This is a genomic window from Ectobacillus antri, from assembly GCF_003852715.1.
GTDB classification, from domain to species: domain Bacteria; phylum Bacillota; class Bacilli; order Bacillales; family Bacillaceae_G; genus Ectobacillus; species Ectobacillus antri.
The window spans coordinates 26,143-49,845 of the sequence record NZ_RIAV01000022.1 but is presented as its reverse complement, the minus strand read 5'-3'; the positions used below and the strand labels follow the sequence as shown (position 1 = coordinate 49,845).

Genomic DNA, 23,703 nt, shown 5'->3' with positions numbered 1-23,703 from the left:
TACTTTGGGCAGAACACGACATGATATTTGCAATCAAATGTGATGTTAGAGTTGCTTTGAACAGTTCTACTCACTGCTATCACCTCTAACAACGTTTTATCAAAAATATGTTATTTTTTTATAGATTTATCTAACGAACAGAGTGAAAATGTAGGATGGTTACATTGGCTGAAGCCAACGCCCATCCTAAGTACCTTTCATCCCCATAGCTGAAGCAAGGGGGGTCTCAGCACTAATGATATAAGTATGAAGTTAGCCTATCATAAGATGAACAATTTGCCCGAATTGGAAAAGTACAATAGAATCATTGTGTTTGTAGATGCTTAAGGCGGTTTGATTTGTTTGCATGGGCGTGGTCGTTTGTGAGGTGCAGCCGGTAAGCAAGATAAGCAGTAGAGCTAACGGTTTCATATAACATCTCCTGTTATGTTATTCAATAGAAGTAAAAAACATCCTCTATACAATGACAGTCTTATAATCTTATAATACAAATATAATGTTTTAAGAGAAAGGAATACTAAGATGAGACAAGTATGTGACGTCTGCCAGATTACAAAGCGTGGTTATCGCGTACATATAAAGGACGACATAGTAGCAGAAAAACTAGCTGTGTATTTTAGCAGTTTTGCGGCTACTGATTTTATACATATAGATACACAAACCATGTGGATGGAAGAACATATCTTTTTTAGTGTCATGGATTATTTAGACATACACGGCGGTGCTGATACGGTGTTTGCGCAAGGGCAAGGAGAAGCGTATAAGCCCATTCGTGAATTTGTCGCAGAAAGAGAAGCAGCTTGGATTGATGATATCATTCAAGAGCGTCGCATTTGCACGCATTATCAGCCCATTGTCAGCAGACAGGGAGAAGTTATCGGTCACGAGCTGCTTTCACGGGGCATTGGAGAGGATGATCGTCTCATTCCGCCATTTACCTTATTTGAAGCGGCGCGCGTGCGCAATCGCCTTTTTGCTTTGGACAGAGCGTGTCGCTTGGCTTCTATTCAAAATGCCAGCGGTGTGACAGATAAACTATTGTTTATTAATTTTATTCCAACATCGATTTACGTACCTGAGCATTGTTTAGCGACGACAATTCAGTTAATTGAAGAATTAAACATGGATCCCGCGCAAATTGTATTTGAGGTCGTTGAGACAGACAAAGTGAAAGACATTGCCCATCTTAAGCGAATTTTACGCTACTACAGAGATCACGGCTTTAAATACGCGCTTGATGACGTAGGCACTGGCTATAACAATATCGAGCTGCTGGAGGATTTGCGGCCAGATATTGTCAAACTAGCAATTGAGTTTACTAACGGCGTCAGCACGGATGCAAGCAAGCAGGATATGGCAAAGCGCGTGTTAGAAGCGGCACGCGGTATGCATGCTCTCGCTTTAGCGGAAGGGGTAGAAGCAGAGGAGGACCTTGCGTATCTACAAGCACTGGGCTACGACTTGTTTCAAGGCTATTATTTCGCCAAGCCGCAGGAGCACCCAGTAGAGGAAATCGCATAAGAAAAAGCACTGTCCCTCGACAGTGCTTTTTCCATCAGTTTCTTGGCCACAGCATCACACAGACGCCAACGATACAAATCACGCCGCCCAGCCAATCGTATGTATCTGGTGTTTTTTTATCGATCAGCCAGCCCCAAAACAGGCTCATTACAATGAATACGCCGCCATAGGCTGCATACACGCGACCAAAGCTAGGAAACGCCTGCCAGGTGGCAATAATACCGTACAGCACAAGTGCTATGCTGCCCAACAATCCCAGCCAGCCTGAGGCACCTTCACGAAGCCATTGCCACATCAAATAACCGCCGCCAATTTCAGCTAAGCCAGCTAACAAAAATATCAAAGTTGCTTGCAGCACTTACAACACTCCTGACTGTATTTGCTTCAGTCTCAGTATAGCATGTTTGTAATATTGCAATTATAGCACGAAATAGCAGGGGAATTGGCTATTTATGTTGAAATATGTAAGTGAATTGATTGATAAAAAAGAAGGTGAAGTCTTGCGATTTGCAGTCATGACAGACATTCACGGCAACGCACCTGCTTTGCGTGCCGTTTTACATGAGATTGATAGGATGAGAGATATTGAGCATATATATTGCTTAGGTGATATGATTGCGATTGGGCCTGATACGAATGAAGTGCTGGACATGTTGTTTGCGCGACATGATGTGACGATGGTGACCGGCAACCATGATGAAGCCGTATTGGCACTTGTAAAAGGAGAGATGTACCCTCAAAGTCATGCGCAGGCGAGAGAGCATCATCAGTGGATTGCAGAGCGGCTGAATCCGGTGTTCATTCCTAAGCTAGCCGCTTTACCGCGCACGATTCAGCAGGAGATACAGGGGCATCGTTTTTTATTTATGCACTATCAGCTCGCGAAACCAGATGCGCCCATTAGCGACGATCCGTTCAGTGCAATTGTCGAGCCCACGCTCGCAAACATGCGGCAGCTCTTTGCTAATTGCGAGGCCGATTGCATCTGTTTTGGTCACCACCATCCTGTACATGATTTTCGAAGCACAAGTCCGAGGTACATTAATCCAGGTGCGCTCGGCTGCGGCGGGTTCGCGCCCTATGCGATTGTGACCGTAGGAGCTACGATTGAAGTAGAGCTGTGCGCCGCGATATATGAGAAAGAGGAATTTTTGGCATCGTATGAGCAATTAGGGGTGCCAGACCGGGCATTTATTTTGCGGGTGTTTCATCAAGTCAACTAACAAGAGAAGAGTGCTGATATGAATATTTTATGGGATTTTGACGGAACGCTGTTTGATACATATCCAGCGTACACCAATATGCTAGCAGATGTATTGGGAGAGCGAGACATTTATAAGCAGTTAAAAATTTCGTACTCGCATGCGCTGCAGCACTACAAGATCTCTTCGGAGCAGCAGGAAGAGTTAAACAAGTTAAAGCTGATTCGAAAAAGGTAAAGGACGCTTTGCAGAAATACAGTGAGATCAAATAAGGATATGAAAGCAGAAGCCCGAGTAGGCTTCTGCTTTTTTATGTAATATATTTTAAAAATTTTGTATAATCAGTAAAAAGGGGTGGTTAAATGAAAAAGAAATGGATGCTCAATCTTCTCTTACTACTAAGTGCCTGTAAAGTTGTTTCCGAAGAACCAAATACCCTTCAAGATGCAATGAAGCAAGGGTTTCGTGCAGAACAGATTACAGAAGCGGATGTTATAGAAACACAGCAGGTCGACGATAACTTACTTGTATTTTATAAAAGTGAGGATAGCATAGGCATTGGTAGCATCTATACAAAAGGTAAACACTTGAAATGGTATAAGGGACAGCAAAATATTGGTATCAGAAATGATAGTGATGCATCGGCTTCTATGCAAGGCACGGTGCAAACAGAAGACGGGCAAGACATTGAAATCTTAGTGGAGCGGGCACCAAAAAATGGCGCTTACTCCGTTCGCGTTCTTCCTTAAATCACGGATTGGAGCTGTTAACATGAAACATATTCTTTTTCTTTGTACCGATAACTACACGCGCAGCATTACGGCAGAGTTTTGTCTGCGTGATTATATGCAAAAGCATAACTTACCTCTTACAGTTGCTGCTGCGGGCTTTAAAGCAGACAGCGATGTAAGCCGCTTTTCAGACATTCATTTTAAGCGTATGGCGGAGCTGGGCATTGATACATCCGCTTTTACACGAACGCCATTTTCTGAAGACATGCTAGATAAGTATGACGTGGTCGTAGCCATGGGCCGCGAGCATCAAGATTATATCAAAACGCAATACAACCGCTCGGTACCACTGTTTTATGAAATTTACAAAAATGAATCACAATCGGTCACGGTGCCGCCGCCAGACTCAGCTGGTACATACTTGAAGAGTATTGAGCGTATGGTTGATGAAATATATGAAGCTATGCCTGTGCTTGTAAGAAACCTATAGGACAGTTGCCAAATTCATGTGAAAACTCGCCAAATAAATCATCAAACTCGCCAGATTCATCCTCAAACTTGCCAAATAACCTGTCAAACTTGCTAATTTGATAAGTAATCAACGAAAGGAGAATAAGATGTATCAAGACAATGAAGTTACGATTAGACCTGTTGAACCAGGTGATATGGATATACTTTGGACACTTTTATATGAGGAACAAGAACCTGAGTGGAAAAAATGGGACGCACCGTATTTTCCGCATGTCCATGTACCGTACGAGTCGTTCATCGCAGATCGAGAGAAGTGGATTGGTAAGGATGAGCGCTGGGTGATTACGGTACGCGACCAAGTAATCGGAACAGTGTCCTATTATTGGGAGCATGAGCCGTCACGCTGGCTTGAGATGGGCATCGGTATCTATGATCCGGCATTTTGGAGCGGGGGCTACGGAACGAGGGCGCTGCGGATGTGGATTTCTCATCTGTTTGCAACGATGCCGCTTGTACGCGTTGGATACACAACGTGGTCCGGTAACGAGCGCATGATGAAGGTTGGTGAAAAGTTAGGCATGACTATGGAGGGACGTATGCGGAAATGCCGCTATTATGACGGTGCATACTATGATTCTATTCGAATGGGCTTGCTGCGAGAGGAAGCTATATCTTTAGGATATATTGATAATTGAAGTATCCGGAGGAGAAGATATGAAGAAACGTAAGAGGGTTCAAATGAATATCGTAATTCAACCGGTACAAGTCAGTGATGCTGCATTCGAAAAAATGAAATACATACAAAAAGACCTGAGCGGCTTGTCTCAGGTCTTCACAACAACTCATTCTTTTTAAAATAGCGCCACATACCATAGGTGAGCAGCACTAGGCTCAAAAAGATAACTACAGTAGCAAACGGTGAATCCTGATACGGAAGCGGTACGTTCATTCCAAAAAAGCCAGTTACGAACGTAAGCGGCAGCATGATCGTGGAAATCATCGTCAGTACGTTAATTTTTTCATTGGCCTTAGCGCTGATGATGGAATAATACGTATCCAGGGCACTGTTTACGAGATCGCGGTATGTTTCTGTGGAATCCACAATTCGTTCCATATGATCCATTAGGTCCACATAGAAGGGAATGTTATGCTCTTGAATATCGAATTTCCATCGCCCGTTCATCGTTAAAAAGATTCGTTTTTGCGGCAAAATAACACGGCGAATTAAGATAATGGTTCGCTTAAGCGCCAAGAACTCTTCTGTCACCTCTTTTACGCCTTCATCGTACATTTCATCCTCAAGCTCGTCAATACGAACACCGATGCGATCTAAAATCGGGAAGTACTCGTCAGTAATGCCGTCAATCAATGTATACAGCAAAAAGTCAGCCCCGCGGTTCATATATTTCGGACTCACGGAACAAATGGCATCCATTTGTCCAAGCCAGCGCTGTTTTTTCTTATGAATCGTCACTACATAATTTGAGCCAAGAAATACGTTTAGCTCAAGCGTTGTAATCTCATTATCACTTTCTTCGTTGTAGCGGAGCGCGTGGAACACGAAAAACTTGTAGGCATCATAATCATCCACCTTTGCCCGCGGACTGTCGTGGAGACAGTCTTCAATTGCAAGCGGGTGAAAGCCAAATGTTTTTGCGATCAAATATAATTCATCAGTTTTAATATCGTATAAGTCAATCCACAGCAGGTTTTGCGGATGCGCAAGGTAGAATGGAATGTCATCAAGTGCAATATCCTGCTGCATGCTTTGTGTTTTTTCATTATATAGATATGTTTTAATCATATATATGCACCTCTCTCGTATACGAGGCACATGCTCAGATGAAACATGGACCTCGCTTGCTATATGAATGTGTTGGACTATCTGGGTCCATGTATTTCACCTCCTAAAAAATAAAGGCCTTCACTCTAAAGGGAGTAAAGGCTGTTTGTGCAACAAAAAGAAACTACTTATCGTAAGCAGTCTGCGCTTCTCCCTCGTTGAGTTTTAGCACTGTATAGCATAGGTTACAAACCAGCTACATTAAAAAAGACCTTAGTCCGATCTTTCCTGTTGACCCATTGGCGTCTCTCGACATTTTTGGGCAGCAGCGTGTCTCTATACAGGAGCCTCACCTAACGGATGATTCAATTAACTAAAATTCTAGCATTCACAGCGAAAAGCGTCAAATCTATTTTCGTACCGGCATATAGTTATAAGGTACTATAATTATAGAAGGAGGCGATACATATGGGATTTTTAGATGGTATCATGGGCAACGCGTCAGAGGTGAGTGTACAGGATGTACAAAAGGAATTTAGCAACATTCTTGCTGCAGGTGAGCAGGTGGAAAAGGCATACCGCTTAATTCGCGATATGTTTATCTTTACAGATAAGCGCCTCATTTTAGTCGACAAGCAGGGCATTACGGGCAAGAAAACAGAGTATCACTCCGTACCATATCGAAGCATCACGCATTTTAGCATTGAAACAGCCGGCAGCTTCGACCTTGACGCAGAACTGAAAATCTGGATTTCCGGCGGCGGTATGATTCAAAAGCAGTTTAACAAGAACTTGAACATTTATGAGTTGCAGAGTGTTTTGGCAGCGTATGTGTTGCGGTAATCTAGAGGGGCAATCTTTGTGATTGCCTCTTTCTTATTTGTAAATTATTTATTACATACACAAAAGCGTAGTTGACATATAGGAATAGTATAAATAAAATAAGAGAAACTAGATTTATATATTGCTTATCAGTCAACTGAAGGCGCACAGCATTCACTTTGTGGATGACGTGCGCCTTTTTTGTTGGGGGAAGGGAGAGTTAACGATGGAAGTGCTTTGGTTTTTGCCGACAAGTGGGGACAGCAGGTATTTGGGGACGAAAAAGGGAGGTCGGCCTGCGACGTATGTGTACTTAAAACAAATTGCGCAGGCGGTTGATCAATTAGGCTTTCACGGTGCATTGCTACCGACAGGGCAGTCATGTGAAGATGCGTGGATTACAGCATCTTCTCTACTGAGTGTGACAAAGCGGATGAAGTTTCTGGTCGCGCTTCGTCCCGGCCTTATGTCCCCGACGGTTGCGGCCCGGATGGCATCCACTTTTGACAGGTTGTCTGGTGGTCGTTTACTTGTCAATGTGGTGACTGGCAGTAGTCCAGCAGAGCATGGGGCAGATGGGATTCACCTGAGTCATGCAGAGCGTTATCTCGTTACTGACGAGTTTTTAAGTGTGTGGCGTAACTTGTTAAACGGCGAAGAGGTGAACTTTGAAGGAGAGCATTTTCATATTAAGGGCGGTAAAAATGTATATCCCCCTGTACAGTCTCCATATCCACCCCTGTATTTTGGGGGTTCCTCTGCTATCGCAAAGGAAGTTGCAGCTAAGCATGTAGATGTGTATTTAACATGGGGAGAGCCACCAGCGGCAGTTAAAGAGAAAATCACACATGTACAACAACTTGCGGCAAGATACGGGCGAACGGTTAGGTTTGGAATTCGACTGCATGTGATTGTACGTGAAACAGCAGACGAGGCGTGGGATGCGGCTCATGCGCTTATTCGTCATGTTGATGATGAAACGGTGGCTGCAGCACAAAAAGCGCTACAACAACACGAATCAGAAGGGCAAAGACGAATGCTAGCCCTCCACAGCGGAAATCGCAACGACTTGGAAATTAGTCCAAATTTATGGGCGGGTGTTGGTCTTGTACGTGCCGGTGCAGGAACGGCACTTGTGGGTGACCCAGAAACAGTGGTTGAGAGAATTCGGGAGTACGAAGCACTTGGCATTGATACGTTTATCTTATCTGGCTATCCACATTTAGAAGAAGCGTATCGCGTTGCTGAGTTGTTGTTTCCACTGCTTTTTCCAAGCGACGATGTAGCTTTTGCAGGCGAACGATTAGCTGATAGCATTCATCCAAAATAAAAGGAGGAGTACATATGAAAAAGTGGATTACAGGTGCAATTGCAGCGACTTTATTTGCAGGAATTGTGACAGGGTGCTCATCATCCAAAACATCAGCGAAGAAAGAACCGACGACAATCAGCTTTGTGCACTGGCGCGGGGAGGATGTAGAGGTATTTCATACTCTTATTCAAAAGTTTGAACAAGAAAATCCGGAAATTAAAGTAAAGATGAATGTGTATCCATCTGATCAATATCAATCAACAGTGCAAACTGTACTTCGAGATGGGCAAGCAGGAGATGTGTTTACATCGTTTCCGGGGGCGCAGTTTGAAACATTGCAAAAAGCAGGATTATTTACAGACCTTACAAAGGAATCATTTACAACAAATTTTGAAGCGCATTTAATTGAAAATGGGAAGAAAGATGGTAAGCAGCTTGCACTTCCATATCAGCTTGTTTTTAATATCCCAGTGTATAACGTGGGGATATTTGAAAAGCTAGGTTTAACACCGCCAAAGGATTGGGAAAGTTTTTTACAAGTAAATGAAAAACTGAAAGCGAACGGTTATATCCCTATTGCCTTTCCAGGTGCCGACATTGGACCAGGTCAATTTATGAACAGTATGGTCATGAACAATGCACCGAGCGACCAAAGCTTATCAGCCTTACAAAAAGGTGAAACGAAGCTGACAGATGAATGGTGGGTGAAAACGCTAGGGCAATTCAAAGAACTACAGCCGTATCTCCAAAAAGATGCCCTTGGTGCCAAACATGATAGCGCCATTGCCTTGATTGCTCAGGAAAAAGCGGCAATTTTGGCGACCGGCTCGTATGCGGTTGCAGGTATTCAAAAGCAAAATCCGAACATTCGTCTCGGCTTGTTAGCACCGATTACTGTTCAGGCATCACAAGCAAAATATGAAGGCGTACATACGTCAACCTTTATGTTGGCTATTAACAGCAAGTCGAAAAAGAAGGGAGCTGCAAAGAAGTTTTTAGCATTTTTAAGTAAGCAGGAAATTGCCACAGAATATGCCAATAAAACAGCGCAGCATGTGACAGTGAAAGGTGTAAGCTACGAATCTCCTATTCTAAAAGAGCTATCTACTTGGACAAATAAAAAGACGGTGTTTCAGCCGCGTTTTACCATTACTAACGCAAATGTGGAAAAAGCGGTGACAGGCTCTATTCAAGAGGTATTAGGAGGAACTGCACCTAAGCAAGCGGCGGAAGCAGCCCAAAAAATTGTGGAGCAAAATGTGGTGAAATGAGGCGCTATAAGCTGCTTTGGTTTTTACTTCCCGGCTTTATCTTATATGCCGTTTTTCAGTTGTTTCCTATTTGTAGCGCGTTCTATTATTCCATTACAAATTGGGATGGTCTCACACCGAGCTACGCGTACGTCGGCTTTGAAAATTACAAACGACTTGCTTCAGATATTGTTTTTCATACCGCGTTGATAAATAATTTGAAGTTTATGGTGGTCGTCGTACTGCTGCAATCAGGCATGTCTCTCTTATTCGCGCTGTACCTAGTAAAGCACACAAAAACAAATGTTGTGCTACGCGCACTGTATTTTTTTCCGACCATTTTATCTTCAGTGTCCGTTGCGTTTATTTGGCTGTTTATGTATGACCCGAGCATTGGACTGATCAGCAAAATTCTTCGTCAAAACTGGCTTGGTGACAAGGAGTTTGCCATATATGCGGTGGCACTTGTGCAGGTGTGGTTTCATACTGGTCAGATGATTGTCATTTTCGTATCCGGTTTGCAAGCGGTGCCAGCCGAGCTACATGAAGTTGCAACGCTTGAGGGAGCCAATCGCTGGCAGCGCTTCAGGTGGGTCACCTGGCCTCTCATTGCGCCGGCCGCGGCAATTGTAGTATCGTATACGATACTGCAGTCCTTTAAGGCATTTGATTTAATTTTTGCAATGACACGCGGCGGTCCGAATTATGGGACAGAAATCTTGTCGACTTACATATATGCATCCGCGTTTCAAAATTACAGCTTCGGCTATGCATCGGCGCTGTCGGTGGTATTTATGCTGGTTGTTGCGCTTGTGACACTTTTGCAATTCCAGATACTTCGCGTAAATCGTGTACACTACTAGGGAGGTAGAGAAATGCTTCGGACATTGCTGCTTTTTTTATATGCTTTGCTCATCATCATACCAATCGGTGTGATTGTGGGGGCAACGTTTAAAGACGAAGCAGAGATTTATAAGACGCCATTCTCCTTACCGGATAGTTTGAGCTTTGGAGCATACGGTGATTTGTTATCTCATCAAGAAATGGGCTTATATGCGCAAAATAGCGCTATCGTGACAGTAAGTTCAATGCTGCTTACTTTGTTATTCGCAAGTTTTATTGCTTTTGCAATTACGCAGTTGCCGCCCTGGCCTGCCCGACTTGTGTTTGTGTTATTTGTATTTGGCATGCTCGTACCAGCGCAGGTTAGCATGATTCCGTTATACCAGGTTGTAACATCACTTCAGCTCACAAATTCCCTAACAGGTCTTGTGCTTGTAAATATTGCCTCGACCATGTCAATTGCAGTATTCATTCTGACGGGATTTATGAAGATGATTCCAAAATCGCTCTTTGAGGCGGCAATCATGGACGGTGCAAGTTATTGGCACATGTATGCGCGTATTGTTATACCGTTATCATTGCCTTCGCTCGCCTCCACTGCGATTTTTCTTGTTGTGATGCACTGGAACGATTTGTTGTATCCGCTGTTGTTCATTACGGATAACCAAAAGAAAACCTTGCCGCTCGCTTTGCTCGGCTTCCAAGGTGAGTACATTACCAACTATCCTGTCCTTTTTGCAGGTGTTATTTTATCATCGCTACCTATTGTTATTGCTTATATCTTTTTACAACGTTTTTTCGTATCTGGCTTGACCGCAGGTGCGACAAAAAGCTAAAGAGTGCTGACATGCACTCTTTTTTTGTGTAATGTAGGTAAAAATGGGTGCAACACATTTTGTACAGCAACAGCACCTGCTGCTGTGCGGGCTAGGCACTTCTATTCCTCAGTCACAAAACTGTCACATTTTACGCAAGCAAACGCTATTATTCGGTGCTATCGTAGAAAAAGAATAGGGAGGGGATACATATGAAAGCATGGCGTATGCTGACTTTATGCGTGAGCATAACAGCAATGTTAATCGTAAGCGGTTGCGGCGGGAAGCTTGAGAATCCGCTGAACTGGGAGATAGAAGCCTTTTCCTACAGCAACCAAGATGGGAAAACGGTGGGATTAAAGGAACTAAAGGATAAAGTGTGGATTGCGGATTTTATTTTTACAAGCTGTGAAACCGTATGTCCGCCGATGACGGCAAATATGATGAAGCTACAGGAGATGCTCGCGAAGGAAGAAATCAACGATGTCACGTTCGTATCGTTTAGCGTAGATCCAGAGGTGGACAAGCCGGATGTACGGAAGGATTTTATGAAAAATTATGATTTTGGAAAAGCGAAATGGCATTTTCTTGGTGACTATTCACAGCAAGAAATTCAGGAGTTTGCGATGAAGAATTTTCAAACACCGGTAAGCAAGCCGAAGAACAATTCGCAGGTCATTCACGGTACAAGTTTTTACCTTGTGGACCAAAGCGGTAAAGTTGTGAAAAAATACAGCGCACTGAATGTGCCTTATGAAGAAATCATAAAAGATATTCAAACCATTCAATAGGGGTGACAACATGAAGGCACAACGTAAACCACTTATATTAGTATTGATTACGATTGTAATTGCGGCAATCGTTGCGTTGGTTGCATGGGGAACGAAGGGAAAAGAAGAAGCGAAAGAGGTGAAATCTTTGCCGCCTGTTACCGGGCAGCCTGTGCTCGGGGATGAGAAGGCAAAGGTAACTGTCACAGAGTTTGGTGACTATAAATGTCCAGCATGCAAGGCGTGGGGAGAGCGCATTTTCCCGCAGCTACAGGCGGATTATATCGACAGCGGAAAAGTGAAGTTTTCATATGTAAACGTTTTGTTTCATGGTGATGAATCCTTGCTTGCAGCGCTTGCGAGCGAAGCGGTATATAAACAAAATCCTGAGGCGTTTTGGAACTTCCATAAAGAAGTGTACAAGCAGCAGCCGGAAAGTCACGATGATGTGTGGATCAATGAAGACTTACTGACACAAATCGCAAAGGAAACGGTTCCTAATTTGGACGAGATGCGTTTTGCGGCTGATATGAAGAGTAGGGAGATTACTAGTTTAATTGGCGAAGATGAAAAGCTCGTGCAGGCGTACAATGTGCAGCTAACACCGACGATTGCCGTAAACGGTAAGGTGTTAGAGGACCCTTACGATTATGAAAAGCTGACAGAGCTCATTGAGGAGGCACTGCAATGAACTGGCGCAATTACACGTTGTACATGGCATGGTTCGTCTCCATGACGGCCGTGCTCGGCAGTCTGTATTTTAGTGAGGTGCGTGGCTTTATTCCGTGCGAGCTGTGCTGGTATCAGCGCATCATGATGTATCCGCTTGCAATTTTTCTCGGCATTGCGACGATTTACCAAGACACGCGCATTAAAAAGTATGTGCTGCCGCTTTCCATTATCGGCGGTAGCATTTCAATCTTTCATTATATGATGCAAAAGATTCCTGGCTTTGCGGCAATTAAGCCATGTGTGCAAGGTGTGCCTTGTACCGGACAGTATATCAATTGGCTTGGCTTTATCACCATTCCATTTTTGGCGCTTGTGGCGTTTACATTGATTACAATTTTGCTGCTGCTGACAAAATCTTCATCTGAAAAGGAATGATTGTAGGATTATTCTGATATATAACAAGATTTCATGATATGATAGGTAGGTAGTAACATAGATACATAGGGGGAGCAAGTATGAAAAAGTTAGTATGTACATCTTTAGCAGCTATGATGCTGATGCCAGCATCGTTTGTGGCTGCTGAAACAAAACCAAAACCAACACAAAATGTTGTGGCAAGTGGTTGGGTTGCGCAAAATGGAGTTTGGTATTACTATGCGCCTGGAACGCGTACACCGTATAAAGGTTGGCTAAAAGATGGAGGCACGTGGTATTACCTGGACAAGCAAACTGGCGCGATGAAAAAGGGCTGGTTGCTTGATGGTGGTAAGTGGTATTATTTGGCGCCAAGCGGTGCGATGAAAACAGGCTGGGTAAAAGATGGCGCAACGTGGTACTACTTGGCAGGCGATGGTGCGATGAAAACAGGTTGGCTAAAAGATGGGGACAAATGGTACTACCTAGCAGCAACTGGTGCGATGAAAACGGGCTGGGTAAAGGATGGAAGCACGTGGTATTACTTGGCAGGCGACGGTGCGATGAAAACGGGTTGGCTGAAAGATGGAAACGATTGGTATTACTTGGCGGGCGATGGTGCGATGAAAACAGGCTGGCTTGAATACGGCGGTGCAAAATACTACTTGGCTGATAACGGCAAAATGAAAACAGGCTGGATGCAAAAAGGCTATGAGGCTTACTATTTTGTTCCGAGCGGTGAAATGGTAGTTGGTAAAACGTTTGTAATTGACGGTAAGGAGTATGCCTTTGACGATGAAGGTGCTCTGTTACGTCAGACTACGATGGAACAGGAAGAAATGATAGCGCGCATGCAAAGTGTTGCGAGTCTGTATGAGGGTTTAGATGCATATACGGAAGATCACGTAGCTGTACTTGCTGATAGTGAGGGTGATGTCGCTATCGGTACAGAAGGGCTTGCGATGGTATTCTTCCCAGAAGCAGAGCTTGTCGCTGAGATTGCGAAAGCATTTGATTGTCCGCTAGAAGTAGCGCAGCTTCAACAATACGCACAAAAAGCAATTGATGAAAATCGCACAATCGATTTAGGGCGCATTTCATTTATCCCAGACGAAGAAGGCACAATTTCAATTGTATGGATTTAATACGAAGGGGCTGACCCAAAAGCCCCTTTTTGATGAAATTTAACCGAATTATGTGAAATAGACCACCTCTGAAACCTTAGATTTTACTGGGTTTTCACTGGTGGTCTATTTTTCCATGTTACCTCAGATAGGAGCATTACCACCCTTTTGGAGCACCCCCTTTTTCCGTATTTTTAGAATGGGGGACGGTACGCTTCGAAAGCGGATGAAGCAAAAAATAATGTGCGGGCGAAATTAACAGAGCATTTCAACAAAAGAATCCGGTCATGCGACCGGCTTTTTACATACAAAAATTGTATAAGCGCTGCCCAAAACGGCCTGTTCTTTTATAATACGTACAGGCAAATCGCGGCGGATTGTGCTGAATGAGCGGTTAATGTCCGTGCCAATCAGACTTGTGACGATATTAAACAAGGAACGCAGTATGCCAGGGGACCGGTTTTCCTTGAGAAATTTATCAAACACTAAAATCGTTCCCCCTGGTTTGGTTTTTCATCAAGCTCTCCCTTTTTTATAGATCTTTTACACGTAACACTCGCATGGCATTTAAAATGGCTAGTACGGTCACACCAACGTCGGAGAAAACCGCTTCCCACATCGTTGCGATACCGAAGGCGCCGAGTAATAAAAAGCCAGCCTTCACACCAAGTGCGAAAATAATATTCTGCCACACAATGCGGCGTGTGCGTTTTGCGATGCGAATGGCCGCTGCGATTTTAGAAGGCTCGTCGTTCATAATCACTACATCCGCAGCTTCAATTGCGGCGTCAGAGCCAAGACCGCCCATGGCAAACCCAACGTCAGCTCTTGCTAAAACAGGTGTATCATTGATACCATCGCCGACAAAGATAAGCTTTTCTTTCGCTCCTTTTTGCGCGTACAGTTTTTCCATTTCATCAACCTTTTCATGCGGCAACAATTCCGCATGTACTTCATCAAGACCAAGCGCACGGCCGACAGCGTCACCGACCGCCTTGCTGTCACCGGTCAGCATTACCGTTTTCGTAATACCAAGAGCACGCAGTTCGGAAATAGCCTTCGCTGCATCTTCCTTAATGGCATCAGTAATCACGAGGTAGCCCGCGTAGCGCCCATCCACAGCCACATGTACAACCGTACCAATTTCAGTTGGCTCCGTATAGGCAATGTTCTCTTTTTGCATGAGCTTTGCATTACCGGCTACAATAGTCCGGCCATCCGCTTTGACCGTAATTCCGTGCCCGGCGATTTCTGTGTAATCCGAAATCAGCGCGTCATCGATATTTGTACCGTAAGCGTTTCGAATCGAAAGAGCAATCGGGTGATTTGAATGCACTTCTGCGTAAGCAGCGTACTGCAATAGCTCTTCCTTCGTCATATCAATAGGATGAACGGTTGTTACTGCAAATTTACCTTTTGTCAACGTACCAGTTTTATCAAAGACAACATGTGTTACATCGTTGAGCGCTTCTAAATAGTTGCTGCCTTTTACCAAGATGCCGTGCTTGGATGCACCGCCGATGCCGCCAAAAAAGCCGAGCGGAATGGAGACAACAAGAGCGCATGGACAAGAAATAACCAAGAACACGAGCGCGCGATAAATCCATTCAGAAAAAGTTGCACCTTCTAATAAAAGCGGCGGGAGTAACGCGAGCGCGGCGGCTGTGATAACAACACCAGGTGTGTAATAACGGGCGAATTTGGTGATAAAGTTTTCCGTTGGAGCTTTCCGGCTGCTGGCGTTTTGAACGAGGTCCAAAATTTTGCTGACGGTCGATTCACCAAATTCCTTTGTTACTTCAACAGTCAACACGCCGCTGTTGTTGATAAAGCCGCTTAGCACTTCATTACCAGGCACTGCTTCTCGCGGCATGGATTCACCTGTTAAAGCAGACGTATCGAGCATAGACATACCGCTTCGTACCTTGCCGTCAAGCGGTACTTTTTCACCTGGTTTAATGATAATAATATCGCCGACACGAACGCTTTCCGGCGCTACTTGTAGTACGTCGTCGCCGCGCTGTACATTAGCGTAATCAGGACGAATCTGGAGTAATGCGCTGATAGAACGACGGGAGCGGTTAACCGCAATGCTTTGAAACAATTCGCCAAGCTGATAAAACAGCATGACGGCAACTGCCTCGGGATACTCACCGATTGCGAAAGCACCAAGTGTCGCCAGCGCCATCAAGAAGTTTTCATCAAATATCTGCCCGCGGACGATATTGCGACCAGCTTTTAAAATGACATCACCGCCGGCAATAAAGTACGCTGTTACAAACAAAATAAGCGCCATCCAGTCCGGAACGGGTAGGGTAAATGCAAGCAAGCCGAGCGCACCGCCAATCGCAAGCTTTGCAATAATACTCTTGATGTCGCTTGCTTCCTCTGTTTTTTCAACCGTTGTTACCTGTACATCTGGCTCTAGTCGTTTTACAATAGCCTTCATTTCATCGGTTACTGCACTAAGCTGTCTTTTATCGGCAACGGAAATCGTGAGCTTTTTGGATATGAAATCGAGATGACCGTCAACAACATGTGGAAGCTCTTTTACCTGCGTTTCAATTTTTAGCGCACAGTTCGCACAGTCAAGCCCGTTTAAGAAAAAGGTTGCCTTTTGGCCCGGTTCGGTTGCGGTAATATGCGGCTCGAGCTTGTGAACAAGCTGCTTGACATCTGTGACTACAGCATCTGCCCGCGCCGCGTCCGCTTCAATCGTTAATGTTTTATTGACAAAATTCACTGCGCAGGAAGAAATGCCATCTAATTGTCCAACCCCATTTTCAATCTTGGCTGCACAGTTCGCACAATCGAGTCCATCCAGCACAAGCTGCCGTTTCGCTGTTTTCTCCATATTTCTCTCTCCTTTAACAAGAGGCGTTCTATTGTTTCATAGGTATGTGCATTCCGCTATTTGGTGCGTTCAATTCTCTTCTTTAACATGCGCAAAAGCCTGTTCAAAAATTGCCTTTACATGATCATCTAAAAGGGAATAGTAGACAACCTTGCCTTCCTTGCGGTTTTTAACGAGTTTGGCCTGTTTTAGCACCCGCAGCTGATGAGAGATAGCGGATTGCGTCATACCCAGCAAATACGCCAAATCGCATACACACATTTCACTGGCAAATAACGCGTGTAAAATGCGCGTTCGGGTGCGATCGCCCAGTACCTTAAATAATTCCGCCACATTCTGGAGGCTATCATCATCAGGAATGGATGATTTGACTTCTTCAATTACTTCTCTATGGATGATCGTTTGGCTACAGCTTTCCAAGCATGCGTCTTCTTTTTCTTCAATCATCATGATTCACCTCAATTATGAATATGTGAGCAATTGTTCATATGTTTATTATATGTAGTGGAATTTTTTTCTGTCAATCTTTTTTATATTGTTGCATACGCTAGGGGGGTATAGTATTATTGTAGACAAAGGAGGCAGGATCATGAAAAAGTGGATTGTGTCAGCAGTTGTACTGTTAGTTGTGATAATGGGCGGCTATCTCATTTGGAATACTATGCAAGCGCCTAAGCAAGAGAGTGGTCATCATGGTGATCACGGCAATCATGGAACGGTTGCTACGCAAGGAGACGTTACAGCAAAAGTTTCGTATGATAATGGAACATTTAACGTGTTAGTACAAGATAAGAATGGCAAACCAATCGATGATTTGCAAATCAATCACGAAAAAATCATGCATATGATTGTCGTGAGCCATGATTTAGGTCAATATTATCATATACACCCAGAACGAACGGGTGCCGGTACGTTTTCTGTAAAGCAGGACCTAGAGCCGGGGGCATACAAGGTGTTTGTTGATATAAAGCCCAAAAATGCTTCTTACGCTGTCGCGCCAATTGATGTAACAATCGGCAACGGTCATATGCATCACGAAGCATTACAGCCAGAGACAAACTTTACGAAAACGGTAAGCGGAAAAACAGTGACGATGAAGCCAGATACGTTTGCAGCAGGTGAAGCTGTTACATTGCGCTTCTCGTTTGCAGATGGCAGTGTGCCAAAGCCGTATTTAGGGGCGCTTGGTCATGTAGTCATTTTAGATGAAGCAGGAGAGAAGTATGTACATGTACACCCACTTTCCGCGAAAGAAACAGCGTTTGAAACAAAGTTTGATAAGCCGGGTGTGTATAAAATTTGGGCTGAATTTCAATTTGATGAGGTTCTTGTCTATCCGTTTGTTGTAGAAGTGAGGTGATAAACTATGGATCATTGTGAAAACAGCATGGTGCCGCGTACCGAAAAAGAAGTACAGGATTTACTAAAGCGTCTCAAGCGCATTGAAGGGCAGGTGCGCGGGGTGCAAAAAATGGTTGAAGATGACCGTTATTGCGTGGATATTATGGTGCAGATTTCCGCCATCAATGCAGCGCTGCATAACGTTGGTTTTCAATTGCTTGAGCGTCACGCGAGTCACTGCGTTGCCAAGGCGATTAGCGAAGGAAACGGCGAGCAATCCATGCAAGAACTTATGACAGTTATTAAACAATTTGCGAAAAAGTGAGGGAGAAACATGATTACGTTACATGTAGAAGGTATGACATGCAATCACTGCAAAGCAGCGGTCACAAACGCCCTAGAAGAGCTAGCAGGTGTTACCGCAGTAGAAGTACATTTGCAGGAAGGCACAGTTGACGTGCAATTCGATGAAGCAAAAGTAACAGTCGAAGCGCTGAAAGAAGCAATCGAAGAACAAGGCTACGACGTGAAATAAGAAAAGGAGCTCCGCAGAGCAATAGCGGGGCTCTTTTTTTCAGGAATTCAGCAATTATGTATATGCACGTAAGTGTGAACAAAATATTACTGGCAGTGTTTGATTACGGAAATATCATGTTTACGCTACTTGGCGTGGCTGTTCTAATCGTCATGGCGCAGTATAAGGAATGGCTTCTTATCACAAGTCGAAATACGACATGGAGAGAAATACCAGTATTGATGGTCATGCAAAGGAAAATGTAAGAAGCATAAGGTGAGACAAGTGGCTAGGGAAACTGACCGGAAAAATCTCAAACTGGCTGAAATATGTATAAAACTGACCGAAATATAACAAACCGGCCCTCCAAGAGGACCGGTTATTCCTTTAGCTTCGTATATACGACTAGCCGTTTTTCGTGATTCTCCGTCCGTCGGTCGTATCTTCCGTCGCAGGTAATAATGTTTAAGTACTTTCCGTCCGCCGCACTGAAAATCTCTTCGACGGGGGCTTGATTAAAGGGATAAACCTCTTTTTTGAAGACGGTGAATGTGAGCTTCTTACCATCTTCTCCGTATACCATAATTTCATCACCGAGCCGTATCCGTTTCAAATAAAAGAAAATACCCGGTCCGATATAGTTATCCACATGTCCGGCCAACACAGCGGTACCAATCTCGCCAGGTGCAGCACCAAGTGCGTACCACCCGACCTTTTTCACGTCTTTTGGAACTTCCATTGCGCCGTCCGTTGTGAGCTGTACGGGCACGACCTGCGCCTCTAGGGAAAGGCGCGGAATACTGATTTTTGTAGGTGCCGCATGTACGACCGACGGCACCAGCAAGAAGATGATAAGACTACTTAGAAGTTTTTTTCGCTTTGCGAAATAAGAAAAATACCGCACCTGCAGCCGCTATCGCCGCAACATTTTTCATGGTATCCATACCGCCAAGACCTGTTTTTGGCATGTTTGGTGCCGCTGTATTTGTCAACACGATGACATCAAGCGCCGGTGTACCGTTTAATAGCCCAACCGCAAGAACCGTGTACAATGTATTTGCTTTTAGTGTTGTAGACGGCAGACTTAATACCGCATTGTTTGTACCAGCCGCGCGCACTTCTAAATCAAGTGTTGCCGGATCTACCTCTTTAAAATCTGTTACTGCTTTAAATGAAGCATTCGGAAATAAGACTGCGCCGTCTTTTACCGCTACATCAACAGCCGGGGCATCAGGAGACAGATGACCTACACGTACTTTTGCTTTGCCTGGCGTTGTCATCGTTTCGTCGTTTATAACCAAAAGCTCTAAATCAGCTAACTTGTTAATCGCCGCTACTGTGTAAGATTTGCCTGCTTCTACAGATAGATTTTGTGAAATAACAGGTTTTCCTTGTGCCACTGTGCCTGCCGCATAAATTTCAACTTTATGTGACCCAGGTGCCAATTTCAAATAATCTGTCGCATCTTTAAATTTTGCCCCTTGTACCGCTGTTTTACCATCTACAACTACATCAACAGCTGGTGCGTCCGGAGAAGCGTGTACAATGCGAACCATTGCCTGAGAACTGCCAGCTAATGCTTGGCCTGTGAACAATGCAAGCATCATCACAGAAACGAGTAAAGACCATATTTTTTTCATGTGTATTCCTCCTATGTATATGTTTGGCATTACAATATGAGTGTGTGCATTCACACAATTTGGAAACCAGGTAAATTGTTCCAAAAAAGTGTTTGACATGGATAAGAAGGCGTGTTAATATAGTCGTTAAATTCAGAAAAATAAAACTCTTATAAAGAGCGGCGGAGGGACTGGCCCAATGAAGCCCGGCAACCATTCAAAAGAAAAGGTGCCAAATCCAGCAAAGCGTCATGCTTTGGAAGATAAGAGAGGATCACGGAACTCCGCCTCTCCTTTGAGAGGCTTTTTTAATTTCATAATCAAATGCATCAGGTGACGCACATATCGTGCGGCTTAAAAGGGAAGACCGGTGACAATCCGGCGCGGTCCCGCCACTGTGATGGGGAGCGACTTATTAAAACCACTGTGAAAAACGGGAAGGAATAAGAAGCGATGAACCTAAGCCAGGAGACCTGCCTGTTGTATGCGCTTGTGCTCTACGGATGAATAGAGAGGAGTGATGCATACGTGTTGGGAAAACCAGGTCTCAACTCTAGTTAGCGGTGCGTATGAATCTCCCTTTTCGGCGAAAAGGGAGATTTTTTGTTGAGAACACAATTCAAAGGAGTGGGGAAATATGAAAAGTTCAAACTTAGGTTATCCGCGTATCGGAGAGAAGCGGGAGTGGAAGCATGCGCTCGAACGTTTTTGGGCTGGCGAGCTGGAAGAAACAGCATTTTTACAGGAAATGAAGGAGCTGCGCCTTCATCAGTTACGTAAACAACAGGAGATTGGCATCGACCTGATCCCGGTCGGTGATTTCAGCTTCTACGATCATGTACTGGACGCGGCGTTCATGTTCGGCATTGTGCCAAAGCGCTTTGCGCAGCAAGAGATGTCACTACGTACTTATTTTGATATCGCACGTGGTAATGACACGGCGGTGGCGGCGGAAATGACGAAATGGTTCAACACCAATTATCACTATATCGTACCCGAATGGCATGAAGCACCAAAGCTAATGGAAAACCGGCCGCTTCGTTTATATGAGGAAGCAAAAGAAATTGGCATTCACGGCAAGCCAGTGCTGCTAGGCCCAGTTACGCTAGTGAAGCTATCAAAGGGATATGAAAGCTTCAAAGGCGCGGTGGAAGCGCTGATTCCTCTATATGAACAGGTACTTTCTGAGCTCGAGGAAGCGGCGTGGATTCAAATCGACGAACCGATTTTGGCAACCGATCTTTCTGATGAAGAGTTTGCGGTGTTGCGCGCTGCTTATACAAGGTTGCGAAAGGCAACAAATAGCCGGCTTATTTTACAAACATATTTTGACAGCATAACGCGCTACAAAGAGGTGGTAAAGCTGCCAGTTGATGCTGTTGGTCTTGATTTTGTACATGACCGCGGTGAAAATTTGCTGTCACTACAGCAGTATGGATTTCCACAGGAGAAATACTTGGCGGCGGGTGTAATCGATGGACGCAATGTGTGGCGCGCGGATTTAGAAAACAAACAAGCGCTTCTTGAAGCAATCACTGTTGTGGTACCAAAAGAACGTGTAATCATACAGCCGTCCGCGAGTCTGCTTCATGTGCCTGTGACAAGCAAAGGAGAAGCGCTGGAGCCCATACTGCAAAACGCACTGGCATTTGCCGATGAAAAGCTGGCTGAGGTTGTCTTGTTAGCAAAGGGTGCCAATCAAGCTGCGCTAGAAGCAAGCTATGCAGCTCTTGCAGCGCTCTCTGCGTCACCTGTACGTAATCAGGAAGCGGTACGTAAAGCAATGCAGAACTTGCCTGCACAAGTAGAGCGAAATTCTCCATTCACCGAGCGCCGCGAGCTGCAGCAAGTCCGCTTCGGATTGCCGCTTCTGCCAACCACAACCATCGGTAGCTTTCCGCAAACTGCTGAGGTGCGCCAAAAGCGCCGGGCATGGCGGCGGGGCGAACTGCCGGATGCTACCTATCAAGCGTACATTCGTGCCGAAATTAAAAAATGGATTGAAATGCAAGAGGAAATAGGACTGGACGTGCTGGTGCACGGCGAATTTGAACGCACGGACATGGTCGAATATTTTGGTGAAAAGCTAGCAGGCTTTCAGTTTACCAAAAACGGTTGGGTGCAATCGTACGGTTCGCGCTGTGTAAAGCCACCGCTCATTTACGGCGATGTGGCCTTTGTAGCACCAATGACAGTAAAGGAAACTCTATACGCACAATCTCTTGTTAGCAAACCGGTCAAAGGCATGCTAACAGGCCCGATTACCATCTTAAACTGGTCGTTTGTCCGCGATGATATACCGCGCCGCGATGTTGCGAATCAGATTGCCTTGGCCTTGCGTGAAGAGGTAGAAGCACTCGAAGATCATGGCATCCGTATGATTCAGATTGATGAGCCTGCACTCAGAGAAGGACTACCCTTAAAGCGAGAGCACTGGGATAGCTATCTTGCTGATGCGGTATATGCATTTAAGCTAGCAACGACAGCCGTTCGCGATACAACGCAAATTCATACCCATATGTGTTATTCGAATTTTGAAGACATTATAGAAGCAATCGCTGCGCTTGACGCCGATGTGATCTCGATTGAAACGTCACGAAGTCATGGTGAACTCATCGCCGCATTTGAAACACACACATATGAAAAGGGGATTGGACTAGGTGTATACGACATCCACAGCCCGCGCGTACCGAAGCTTTCTGAAATCGAACATAATATTGCCCGCGCGCTGCAGGTATTGCATCCTAAGCAAATTTGGATTAATCCGGATTGCGGGTTAAAAACAAGAGGCATCGATGAAACGGTAGCGGGGCTGTGCATCATGGTACAGGCCGCCAAGCGCGCAAGACGACAGCTCGAAGCGGTGATACAATAGAAGCAACTCGTTTTGGAAAGAAGGTCTTTGTTTTGTATGTAATCATCGCTTATCTGCTTTTGCTAGTTAGCTTTTCCCAAACATCGTACTTTTGGCCGGTATTCACTGTCAGTATGCTGACGCTCATTATTACGGCTTGTAGCAAACAAAGATTTCTATACGTGCGCATGAAGATGCGCACGTTTTGGCTTGCTGTTTTATCAGGTGTGCTACTTTACAGTGTATTTGCACTTGGTAAATGGCTTATCGTGATACTAGATCTGCCGCTTCTGACTAGCTTAACGGAGTTGTACGCGGCAGTGTCGCCGGCTACGTGGTGGCATTACCTTGTTTTGTTTTTAATTATTATCCCAGGAGAAGAGCTATTCTGGCGCGGCTTCGTCGGCGCGCAGCTGGGGATGGTGCCTAGCATATTGCTTTATGCGGGCGCACATGTGGCAAGCGGCAGCATACTTCTTGTCATCGCCGCGCTCATTGGGGGCTTTGTTTGGGGAGAATTATACCGCCGCACAGGCAGCTTACAAGCTGCGGTGCTCTCACATCTAGTATTTGACCTGTTTTTACTGGTGCTATTTCCGCTGCTTTAGATAATTGGGCGAGTTTGCGAGAGTATCTGGCAACTTTTCACAATGATTTGGCAACTACACAAAAAAGCCGCAGCAACGCGGCTTTTTCCTACGATTCATTTTACCCTAAACCCGAATTAGGTACAGCGCCAAGGTGATATAAAGGGCAAACAATAATACAAGAAAGACGGGCACAGAAAATAT

The 23,703-nt window shown here is 44.7% G+C and carries 27 protein-coding genes, 1 pseudogene and 3 riboswitches; of the genes and pseudogenes, 22 read left to right on the top strand and 6 right to left on the bottom strand.

From position 1 onward, the window contains the following. Positions 1–522 precede the first annotated feature (522 nt). The gene (locus EEJ45_RS15370) at positions 523–1,521 is read left to right on the top strand and encodes an EAL domain-containing protein (RefSeq protein WP_124565690.1); all 999 of its coding nucleotides are present in this window, start codon (positions 523–525) and stop codon (positions 1,519–1,521) included. Positions 1,522–1,555: 34 nt separating this feature from the next. Here the strand turns inward: EEJ45_RS15370 and EEJ45_RS15365 are convergent, their stop codons facing one another. Then, positions 1,556–1,876 carry a YnfA family protein gene (locus tag EEJ45_RS15365; protein WP_380018325.1) on the bottom strand — a complete coding sequence of 107 codons (321 nt, stop codon included), beginning with the start codon at positions 1,874–1,876 and terminating at the stop codon, positions 1,556–1,558. A gap of 97 nt (positions 1,877–1,973) precedes the next feature. On the opposite strand from EEJ45_RS15365, the gene EEJ45_RS15360 reads away from it, so the two are divergent. The 6 genes and pseudogenes from EEJ45_RS15360 to EEJ45_RS18500 all read left to right on the top strand — a co-directional run bounded on the left by EEJ45_RS15360 (position 1,974) and on the right by EEJ45_RS18500 (position 4,780). Then, complete coding sequence (locus EEJ45_RS15360; protein ID WP_124565688.1) at positions 1,974–2,744, top strand: metallophosphoesterase family protein; 771 nt, start codon at positions 1,974–1,976, stop codon at positions 2,742–2,744. Between the two features lie 18 nt (positions 2,745–2,762). Then, positions 2,763–2,942: pseudogene (locus tag EEJ45_RS15355) on the top strand (HAD family hydrolase); the annotation flags it as partial. Positions 2,943–3,085: 143 nt separating this feature from the next. Further along, a complete protein-coding gene (locus EEJ45_RS15350) occupies positions 3,086–3,472 on the top strand; it encodes a hypothetical protein (protein WP_124565687.1) in 387 nt (128 codons plus the stop codon). Between the two features lie 22 nt (positions 3,473–3,494). Next, the gene (locus tag EEJ45_RS15345) at positions 3,495–3,944 is read left to right on the top strand and encodes an arsenate-mycothiol transferase ArsC (RefSeq protein WP_164464307.1); all 450 of its coding nucleotides are present in this window, start codon (positions 3,495–3,497) and stop codon (positions 3,942–3,944) included. A 127-nt stretch (positions 3,945–4,071) separates the two neighbouring features. Continuing rightward, positions 4,072–4,620, top strand: coding sequence for a GNAT family N-acetyltransferase (locus tag EEJ45_RS15340; protein ID WP_124565685.1), 549 nt, complete (start codon positions 4,072–4,074; stop codon positions 4,618–4,620). A 19-nt stretch (positions 4,621–4,639) separates the two neighbouring features. Further along, on the top strand, positions 4,640–4,780 hold the full coding sequence (locus EEJ45_RS18500) for a hypothetical protein (RefSeq protein ID WP_164464306.1): 141 nt from the start codon (positions 4,640–4,642) through the stop codon (positions 4,778–4,780). On the opposite strand, the gene corA is transcribed toward EEJ45_RS18500, so the two are convergent. After that, the gene (corA, locus tag EEJ45_RS15335; protein ID WP_124565684.1) at positions 4,758–5,729 is read right to left on the bottom strand and encodes a magnesium/cobalt transporter CorA; all 972 of its coding nucleotides are present in this window, start codon (positions 5,727–5,729) and stop codon (positions 4,758–4,760) included. The two genes, EEJ45_RS18500 and corA, sit on opposite strands and share 23 nt — an antisense overlap. Positions 5,730–5,913: 184 nt before the next feature. Then, positions 5,914–6,076, bottom strand: a riboswitch (M-box (ykoK) riboswitch). Between the two features lie 100 nt (positions 6,077–6,176). On the opposite strand from corA, the gene EEJ45_RS15330 reads away from it, so the two are divergent. From EEJ45_RS15330 to EEJ45_RS15290, 9 genes are all read left to right on the top strand, one after another. After that, positions 6,177–6,551 (top strand): PH domain-containing protein, encoded by a 375-nt coding sequence (locus EEJ45_RS15330; RefSeq protein ID WP_124565683.1) that lies wholly within the window; start codon positions 6,177–6,179, stop codon positions 6,549–6,551. Between the two features lie 205 nt (positions 6,552–6,756). Then, a complete protein-coding gene (gene ssuD, locus EEJ45_RS15325) occupies positions 6,757–7,860 on the top strand; it encodes an FMNH2-dependent alkanesulfonate monooxygenase (RefSeq protein WP_124565682.1) in 1,104 nt (367 codons plus the stop codon). Between the two features lie 14 nt (positions 7,861–7,874). Then, positions 7,875–9,113, top strand: coding sequence for an ABC transporter substrate-binding protein (locus tag EEJ45_RS15320; protein ID WP_124565681.1), 1,239 nt, complete (start codon positions 7,875–7,877; stop codon positions 9,111–9,113). After that, positions 9,110–9,955 (top strand): carbohydrate ABC transporter permease, encoded by an 846-nt coding sequence (locus EEJ45_RS15315; protein ID WP_124565680.1) that lies wholly within the window; start codon positions 9,110–9,112, stop codon positions 9,953–9,955. The genes EEJ45_RS15320 and EEJ45_RS15315 overlap by 4 nt, the downstream gene beginning before the upstream one ends. Before the next feature lie 12 nt (positions 9,956–9,967). Then, positions 9,968–10,771, top strand: coding sequence for a carbohydrate ABC transporter permease (locus EEJ45_RS15310; RefSeq protein WP_124565679.1), 804 nt, complete (start codon positions 9,968–9,970; stop codon positions 10,769–10,771). 191 nt (positions 10,772–10,962) lie between these two features. Beyond that, positions 10,963–11,541, top strand: a complete 579-nt coding sequence (locus EEJ45_RS15305) for an SCO family protein (protein WP_124565678.1) — start codon at positions 10,963–10,965, stop codon at positions 11,539–11,541. A gap of 10 nt (positions 11,542–11,551) precedes the next feature. Next, entirely contained in the window at positions 11,552–12,211 is a 660-nt protein-coding gene (locus tag EEJ45_RS15300) for a DsbA family protein (protein ID WP_124565677.1), read from the top strand. Further along, positions 12,208–12,627: a disulfide oxidoreductase gene (locus tag EEJ45_RS15295; RefSeq protein ID WP_124565676.1), complete on the top strand. Its 420-nt coding sequence runs from the start codon at positions 12,208–12,210 to the stop codon at positions 12,625–12,627. The genes EEJ45_RS15300 and EEJ45_RS15295 overlap by 4 nt, the downstream gene beginning before the upstream one ends. Positions 12,628–12,707: 80 nt before the next feature. Beyond that, positions 12,708–13,751, top strand: a complete 1,044-nt coding sequence (locus EEJ45_RS15290; RefSeq protein WP_124565675.1) for a cell wall-binding repeat-containing protein — start codon at positions 12,708–12,710, stop codon at positions 13,749–13,751. 511 nt (positions 13,752–14,262) lie between these two features. Here the strand turns inward: EEJ45_RS15290 and EEJ45_RS15285 are convergent. Both EEJ45_RS15285 and EEJ45_RS15280 read right to left on the bottom strand, forming a co-directional pair. Next, on the bottom strand, positions 14,263–16,584 hold the full coding sequence (locus EEJ45_RS15285; protein WP_124565674.1) for a heavy metal translocating P-type ATPase: 2,322 nt from the start codon (positions 16,582–16,584) through the stop codon (positions 14,263–14,265). Positions 16,585–16,653: 69 nt separating this feature from the next. Beyond that, positions 16,654–17,031, bottom strand: coding sequence for an ArsR/SmtB family transcription factor (locus tag EEJ45_RS15280; protein ID WP_124565691.1), 378 nt, complete (start codon positions 17,029–17,031; stop codon positions 16,654–16,656). A gap of 142 nt (positions 17,032–17,173) precedes the next feature. Here EEJ45_RS15280 and EEJ45_RS15275 point away from each other — a divergent pair, with 142 nt between their 5' ends. From EEJ45_RS15275 to EEJ45_RS15260, 4 genes are read left to right on the top strand one after another with little or no spacing between them, the layout of a single operon-like run. Beyond that, positions 17,174–17,944: a hypothetical protein gene (locus tag EEJ45_RS15275; protein ID WP_124565673.1), complete on the top strand. Its 771-nt coding sequence runs from the start codon at positions 17,174–17,176 to the stop codon at positions 17,942–17,944. A 6-nt stretch (positions 17,945–17,950) separates the two neighbouring features. Beyond that, positions 17,951–18,250, top strand: coding sequence for a metal-sensing transcriptional repressor (locus EEJ45_RS15270; RefSeq protein ID WP_124565672.1), 300 nt, complete (start codon positions 17,951–17,953; stop codon positions 18,248–18,250). Positions 18,251–18,259: 9 nt separating this feature from the next. Then, positions 18,260–18,460, top strand: a complete 201-nt coding sequence (gene copZ, locus EEJ45_RS15265; RefSeq protein ID WP_124565671.1) for a copper chaperone CopZ — start codon at positions 18,260–18,262, stop codon at positions 18,458–18,460. Positions 18,461–18,516: 56 nt separating this feature from the next. Next, entirely contained in the window at positions 18,517–18,705 is a 189-nt protein-coding gene (locus EEJ45_RS15260) for a hypothetical protein (RefSeq protein ID WP_124565670.1), read from the top strand. Positions 18,706–18,818: 113 nt separating this feature from the next. On the opposite strand, the gene EEJ45_RS15255 is transcribed toward EEJ45_RS15260, so the two are convergent. Together EEJ45_RS15255 and EEJ45_RS15250 are read right to left on the bottom strand one after the other, a co-directional pair. Then, a complete protein-coding gene (locus EEJ45_RS15255; RefSeq protein WP_281274467.1) occupies positions 18,819–19,277 on the bottom strand; it encodes a class F sortase in 459 nt (152 codons plus the stop codon). Positions 19,278–19,296: 19 nt separating this feature from the next. Next, positions 19,297–20,079 carry a DUF4397 domain-containing protein gene (locus EEJ45_RS15250; protein ID WP_124565668.1) on the bottom strand — a complete coding sequence of 261 codons (783 nt, stop codon included), beginning with the start codon at positions 20,077–20,079 and terminating at the stop codon, positions 19,297–19,299. Positions 20,080–20,225: 146 nt separating this feature from the next. Next, positions 20,226–20,328, top strand: a riboswitch (SAM riboswitch). 44 nt (positions 20,329–20,372) lie between these two features. Beyond that, a riboswitch (cobalamin riboswitch) is annotated at positions 20,373–20,553 on the top strand. A 142-nt stretch (positions 20,554–20,695) separates the two neighbouring features. On the opposite strand from EEJ45_RS15250, the gene metE reads away from it, so the two are divergent. After that, positions 20,696–22,933, top strand: a complete 2,238-nt coding sequence (gene metE / locus EEJ45_RS15245; RefSeq protein ID WP_124565667.1) for a 5-methyltetrahydropteroyltriglutamate--homocysteine S-methyltransferase — start codon at positions 20,696–20,698, stop codon at positions 22,931–22,933. Next, a complete protein-coding gene (locus EEJ45_RS15240) occupies positions 22,873–23,520 on the top strand; it encodes a CPBP family intramembrane glutamic endopeptidase (RefSeq protein WP_124565666.1) in 648 nt (215 codons plus the stop codon). Before metE ends, EEJ45_RS15240 begins: the two co-directional genes overlap by 61 nt. Positions 23,521–23,703: the final 183 nt, after the last annotated feature.

Coding starts and splice junctions, on each gene's coding strand:
- EEJ45_RS15370 (WP_124565690.1), top strand. CDS start 523: ATGAGACAAGTATGTGACGTCTGCCAGATTACAAAGCGTGGTTATCGC.
- EEJ45_RS15360 (WP_124565688.1), top strand. CDS start 1,974: ATGTTGAAATATGTAAGTGAATTGATTGATAAAAAAGAAGGTGAAGTC.
- EEJ45_RS15350 (WP_124565687.1), top strand. CDS start 3,086: ATGAAAAAGAAATGGATGCTCAATCTTCTCTTACTACTAAGTGCCTGT.
- EEJ45_RS15345 (WP_164464307.1), top strand. CDS start 3,495: ATGAAACATATTCTTTTTCTTTGTACCGATAACTACACGCGCAGCATT.
- EEJ45_RS15340 (WP_124565685.1), top strand. CDS start 4,072: ATGTATCAAGACAATGAAGTTACGATTAGACCTGTTGAACCAGGTGAT.
- EEJ45_RS18500 (WP_164464306.1), top strand. CDS start 4,640: ATGAAGAAACGTAAGAGGGTTCAAATGAATATCGTAATTCAACCGGTA.
- corA (WP_124565684.1), bottom strand. CDS start 5,729: ATGATTAAAACATATCTATATAATGAAAAAACACAAAGCATGCAGCAG.
- EEJ45_RS15330 (WP_124565683.1), top strand. CDS start 6,177: ATGGGATTTTTAGATGGTATCATGGGCAACGCGTCAGAGGTGAGTGTA.
- ssuD (WP_124565682.1), top strand. CDS start 6,757: ATGGAAGTGCTTTGGTTTTTGCCGACAAGTGGGGACAGCAGGTATTTG.
- EEJ45_RS15320 (WP_124565681.1), top strand. CDS start 7,875: ATGAAAAAGTGGATTACAGGTGCAATTGCAGCGACTTTATTTGCAGGA.
- EEJ45_RS15315 (WP_124565680.1), top strand. CDS start 9,110: ATGAGGCGCTATAAGCTGCTTTGGTTTTTACTTCCCGGCTTTATCTTA.
- EEJ45_RS15310 (WP_124565679.1), top strand. CDS start 9,968: ATGCTTCGGACATTGCTGCTTTTTTTATATGCTTTGCTCATCATCATA.
- EEJ45_RS15305 (WP_124565678.1), top strand. CDS start 10,963: ATGAAAGCATGGCGTATGCTGACTTTATGCGTGAGCATAACAGCAATG.
- EEJ45_RS15300 (WP_124565677.1), top strand. CDS start 11,552: ATGAAGGCACAACGTAAACCACTTATATTAGTATTGATTACGATTGTA.
- EEJ45_RS15295 (WP_124565676.1), top strand. CDS start 12,208: ATGAACTGGCGCAATTACACGTTGTACATGGCATGGTTCGTCTCCATG.
- EEJ45_RS15290 (WP_124565675.1), top strand. CDS start 12,708: ATGAAAAAGTTAGTATGTACATCTTTAGCAGCTATGATGCTGATGCCA.
- EEJ45_RS15285 (WP_124565674.1), bottom strand. CDS start 16,584: ATGGAGAAAACAGCGAAACGGCAGCTTGTGCTGGATGGACTCGATTGT.
- EEJ45_RS15280 (WP_124565691.1), bottom strand. CDS start 17,031: ATGATTGAAGAAAAAGAAGACGCATGCTTGGAAAGCTGTAGCCAAACG.
- EEJ45_RS15275 (WP_124565673.1), top strand. CDS start 17,174: ATGAAAAAGTGGATTGTGTCAGCAGTTGTACTGTTAGTTGTGATAATG.
- EEJ45_RS15270 (WP_124565672.1), top strand. CDS start 17,951: ATGGATCATTGTGAAAACAGCATGGTGCCGCGTACCGAAAAAGAAGTA.
- copZ (WP_124565671.1), top strand. CDS start 18,260: ATGATTACGTTACATGTAGAAGGTATGACATGCAATCACTGCAAAGCA.
- EEJ45_RS15260 (WP_124565670.1), top strand. CDS start 18,517: ATGTATATGCACGTAAGTGTGAACAAAATATTACTGGCAGTGTTTGAT.
- EEJ45_RS15250 (WP_124565668.1), bottom strand. CDS start 20,079: ATGAAAAAAATATGGTCTTTACTCGTTTCTGTGATGATGCTTGCATTG.
- metE (WP_124565667.1), top strand. CDS start 20,696: ATGAAAAGTTCAAACTTAGGTTATCCGCGTATCGGAGAGAAGCGGGAG.